At 59.2% G+C, this 4,457-nt stretch carries 5 protein-coding genes and 1 pseudogene; 3 read left to right on the top strand and 3 right to left on the bottom strand.

Going from position 1 to position 4,457, the window contains the following annotated elements; all coding sequences use genetic code 11:
• Positions 1 to 586: exodeoxyribonuclease III (locus tag EN884_RS27045; RefSeq protein ID WP_128360831.1), on the top strand; the 586-nt coding region annotated here is incomplete at its 5' end.
• Between the two features lie 286 nt (positions 587 to 872).
• Positions 873 to 1,120: pseudogene (locus tag EN884_RS39830) on the top strand (nucleotidyltransferase domain-containing protein); the annotation flags it as partial.
• Positions 1,121 to 1,403: 283 nt separating this feature from the next.
• Here EN884_RS39830 and EN884_RS27055 read toward each other — a convergent pair.
• Both EN884_RS27055 and hemN read right to left on the bottom strand, forming a co-directional pair.
• The gene (locus EN884_RS27055; protein ID WP_063170483.1) at positions 1,404 to 1,763 is read right to left on the bottom strand and encodes a Tad domain-containing protein; all 360 of its coding nucleotides are present in this window, start codon (positions 1,761 to 1,763) and stop codon (positions 1,404 to 1,406) included.
• 63 nt (positions 1,764 to 1,826) lie between these two features.
• Positions 1,827 to 3,176, bottom strand: coding sequence for an oxygen-independent coproporphyrinogen III oxidase (gene hemN / locus EN884_RS27060; protein ID WP_063170484.1), 1,350 nt, complete (start codon positions 3,174 to 3,176; stop codon positions 1,827 to 1,829).
• A 157-nt stretch (positions 3,177 to 3,333) separates the two neighbouring features.
• Here hemN and EN884_RS27065 point away from each other — a divergent pair, with 157 nt between their 5' ends.
• On the top strand, positions 3,334 to 4,062 hold the full coding sequence (locus EN884_RS27065) for a Crp/Fnr family transcriptional regulator (RefSeq protein WP_063170859.1): 729 nt from the start codon (positions 3,334 to 3,336) through the stop codon (positions 4,060 to 4,062).
• Between the two features lie 52 nt (positions 4,063 to 4,114).
• Here EN884_RS27065 and EN884_RS27070 read toward each other — a convergent pair.
• Positions 4,115 to 4,457 (bottom strand): hemerythrin domain-containing protein (locus tag EN884_RS27070; protein ID WP_164895173.1); only part of this gene is annotated, 343 nt, incomplete at its 5' end.

A 4,457-nucleotide genomic window follows, 5' to 3' on the forward strand; every position in this document is an offset into this window, starting at 1 on the left:
CGTCAGGGTCGCCAGGAAGCCCGCGTCGGCGCGCCGACGCGGGCTTCCTGGCGACCCTGACGATAGCCATAGCCGCTATATCGAGGCGGAGATCAGCGGGCTCGTCGTCGGCTGTCTCTACCTGCCAAACGGAAATCCCGCCCCTGGTCCCAAGTTTGACTACAAGCTGCGCTGGTTCGACCGCCTGATTAGCTACGGCCAGGATCTGCTCAAAGCGGGAGCGCCGACCGTGCTGTGCGGCGACTACAATGTCGTTCCAACTCCGATTGATGCCGTGGTGCCGCGACGATGGATCGGCGATGCGGTTTACTTTCCCGAGAGTCGCCAAGCCTATGCCGCGATGCTCGAGGACGGCTGGATCGACGCGGTCAGGCGCATCCATCCGGAAAAGGGGGTCTATACGTATTGGAACCACTCCTATGGGGGCGGCTACGACAAGAGTTCTGGCCTGCGAATGGACCATCTGCTGGTCAGTCCCTCGTTGTCGTCCCGGCTTCGCAATGCGGGGGTGGATGCAGAGACGCGAGGATGGGAGAAGCCGAGCGATCATGCGCCTGCATGGATAGAACTTGATAGCCCGAGTTGAGACTTGAAATGCCGTCCGATTCAGACGGTGCTGGCTGCTCCAGACTTCGCCCCCTTTGTCCGACATTTGTAGTCATTCTTCGGACCACGTGGCGTCGCGCATTACTTTTGCCACCGAGCGGAATATTGTGTTTGGATCTCCATACGATCCGCACGAGCAGGTAATTGGGAACGACAGCATCGAATGCGTGGGAACTGACCACGTTGCTTCACGCGGGCAAACGCGTCAGTCTGTAGAATCGAGGCTTGTCTCGGCTATGTATGCAATGGACGACCGACCTTTGTTTATGAAATCCAGCATCGACAACCTCCCGCCACCAAAACAGCGCGAGCTGAGAAAGACGGTCAAACTCCTTCTCGAGGAGTTTGAGGATGCCCTCAAGGGCGGGACGGCCGACTTCAAAAGGCGTGGGCGCATCCTCAAGATCATACTTTTGGGTCCTATGCGCGTGGCGACTGGGTCGACGAGCCGCATACCAGGAAGGGCTATCGTTCGGATTTCGATCTGCTGGTGGTGGTGAACAATCGCAAACTGCCGCGGCGGCGTTCGCCCCGTACGGAAAGCGGTACTCCTCCATCGCCTTGGAAATCGGCATGTCGCCGGTTCCCGCGTAGCGGCCGGCAAAGGGGTGTTTCCCCAAAACAGCAACAGGAAGGCCATCAGGCGAAACCTCCGTGGTCTCAACGACCCTGAAAGCTTTCTTGTCGAAAAGGAAGTTGGCCTCACCGGTGTTTTTTGTCGCCCTGCGCGCGAGTGCTGCGGGCCGCCAGTTTTGGCTGAAACCGGTAATGTACGAGCAGCCCTCAGAGCGGCTGGATCACCTCCCATCTGACCGAGCCTCGCTCGGCCGCTTTTTCACAGGGAGGAAGGGACAAGGAAAGGGCACAGGGGGCATGGAGTAACTTGCCATGGCCTGCGCGGTGGCGGTGCCATTGGCGGAAACCACAAAGCTGTTCAGTGTCGGGGTACCCAGGCCATGGTTGGCGATGAAGGTATTCTGCAGCATAGTCTGGCGCTGCGCCAACGTTGAGGTTGTGTCCATACCGGTGATCGATAGGACCGCGGCATCCAGCGCCTGCTGCTCGTTGGACCGGGTCTGGACCGCCCTGGTATAGTCGACCGAGAACCCGATGGCGGTGATGATGGGCGCCAGCATGAAAACAAACAACGGGGCCATCGAACCGTCATGGGAACGCGCGAACCGGTCTACAATTCAGACGTGGGAGCATTTCTGAGCGGCTCAGACCGCCACCGAGTGCCTGGCTTTGCCGGTTTCAAGATATTTGTCGAACTTCGCTGCGATGCTTCTGACAAAGGGCCGGCTTTCCGCCGGCACGACGAAGCGGTCACCATCAAGTTCAAGCAACCGCGCCGGATCATGAAGGGCCGTGGAACTTGCCTTCAGCAGAAGCCTCTGGCCGGCTTTGCCAAAACGCTCCACCAGCTCGATGGCTGAGAAGGCGAAATCACACATCAGCCTCTCGATGATCCAGCCGCGGACGCGGTCGTCGTCGGAAAGCGCGATGCCGCGGACAGCCGCCAGCCCACCGTCTGAGACCATGCGTCCATACTCCGTGTTCGATGGCATATTCTGCACATAGCCTTGGCGAAATTGACTGATGGACGATGGGCCGAGGCCGATCAAGGTTTCGCAGCGATCCTCGGTATAGCCTTGGAAATTCCGGCGCAAGCAGCCGGTTCGGGCCGCTACAGCCAACGCATCGTTGGGCTTGGCGAAATGGTCGAAGCCGACGGGCTCATACCCCGCGTTCAGCATAAGACACGCGGCCAGTTGTGATTGAGCAAGGCGCTGTGCCGGACCAGGCAACCATGCCTCGTCGATCATCGTCTGATGCTTCTTGAACCAGGGTACATGCGCGTAGCCAAACAACGCCATCCGATCCGGTTCCAGGGTCAGTGCCTGCGCGACGGTTGAGGAGACGCTCTCCCTGGTCTGGTGCGGCAAGCCGTAGAGCAGGTCCAGATTGACCGATTCGACGCCGCGCGAACGAACGCCATCGATGACCGCTTTGGTCTGCAAAAAGCTTTGCTCGCGGTTAATTGCCTTTTGTACCTTCAGGTCAAAGTCCTGGACGCCGAGGCTCGCCCGGGTCATGCCGATCTCGGCCAGCGCATCAAGACGGGCGTCGTCCATATCATTGGGATCGATTTCGACGCTGATCTTGGCGTCCGGAAGGAAATCGAAGCTGGCCCGCAATGCTTTCCCCAGCACCACCATGTCCTCGGACTTCAGCATCGTCGGAGAGCCGCCACCGAAGTGGATGGCGCGCACGCCAGCCTTGCCGCCGACAATACGGGCAACGGTGGCGATCTCGGCGTGCAACGAGCGGAGATAGGCAGTTACCGGCTCATAGTGACGTGTTTGCTTGGTGTGGCAGGCACAGAACCAGCAGAGTCTGTCGCAGAAGGGAATATGCAGATAGAGTGAAATCTCGTCGCCGTTCTCCAGCGCCTCCAGCCAGCCTCGACAGATAGTGGCATCGACCCCCGGATGGAAATGCGGCGCGGTCGGATAGCTCGTGTAGCGCGGCACGTTCTCGCCAAGTCTGGCAGCTAGTTCCGGTCGCATCTCGCCATTCCTGTGGTTGCATGGCCCGGAAAATGACCGCAACGGCACGCCGATACCTTGATTTCGGTCAAAGCCTTTGCACCGGACAAACTGCCACAAGGCTTTTTCAATGGCCGATGCTTATCTTGCCGATACCCTGGATCCTCGGACGATCGTGATGACAGTGCGTCAGGATGTTCATAGTGCCGGTATTCCCGTGCTTTGCCAATCCTGCGAGGCAAGGCATCGCGGCATTTGCGGTGCCCTTGATCCCGATCAATTGGTCGGGCTCGCCAAGACCTCGTCAAAGCACACCGTTGAACCGGGGTCAGAACTGATGGGCGACGCCGAAACCGTCGACAGCTATTCCAACGTGCTTTCCGGCGTCGTGAAGCTGACGAAGAGCCTTTCGGACGGGCGCCAGCAGATTGTCGCGCTTCAGTTTGCCCCCGATTTTCTGGGACGGCCGTTCAAGGTGGAAAGCGTGATCAACGCGGTAGCGGCAACGGCCGTCTCCCTGTGTTCGTTTCCAAGGGCTTCCGTCGAAAGGATGATGAGGGAGTCGCCGGATCTCGAGCACCGCCTGCTCAAGCAGACGCTGAACGAACTCGACGATGCACGCGACTGGATGGTCACGCTGGGACGCAAGACCGCTGCGGAAAAAGTGGCGAGCTTTCTGCTGATGATTGCCAGAAACATCGATCCCACGCTCGATCCAAACACCAATCCGACGAGCTTCGAACTGCCTCTCACACGTGCCGACATCGCCGATTTCCTCGGCCTGACAATCGAGACGGTGAGCCGCCAGTTGACCCGGCTGCGGACAGACGGCGTGATCCGGATCGACAACAACCGCCATGTGACTGTGGACAGCCTTGCCCGGTTGGCGAGCCGCTCCGGAGCCTAGAGTAATTCCAGGAAAAGGCTGAAACAGTTTTCCGTCCGGAATTGCGTCAACTCTAGTCTCGATCGACGATCCCGATCATCGGCAGGACATGCTCGCGTTCAAACACGATGTGCCGGCGCAGATTCTCGAACAGGCCGCGCAACATGAACCCGAGGGCTTCGGGGTTTTCGACCGCCTCGCCATGACCGATGGCCAGCAGAATTTCGGTCACCTCACCGCCAACGCATTCGTCTTCCATATGTTCGGCCCGCAATCGCCGGGTTGAGGCAAGGTTCGCATTGCTGCTGACCACGGCATCCTCGTAGGCGGGAAAGATGACCGTCTCTTCGTATTGATCAATGTTGCGCAGCAGCGGAACGATCGCGTTGGCCGCGCCGAGACACTCCAGGCGATCG

The organism is Mesorhizobium sp. M7A.F.Ca.AU.001.01.1.1, assembly GCF_004022735.1.
GTDB classification, from domain to species: domain Bacteria; phylum Pseudomonadota; class Alphaproteobacteria; order Rhizobiales; family Rhizobiaceae; genus Mesorhizobium; species Mesorhizobium ciceri.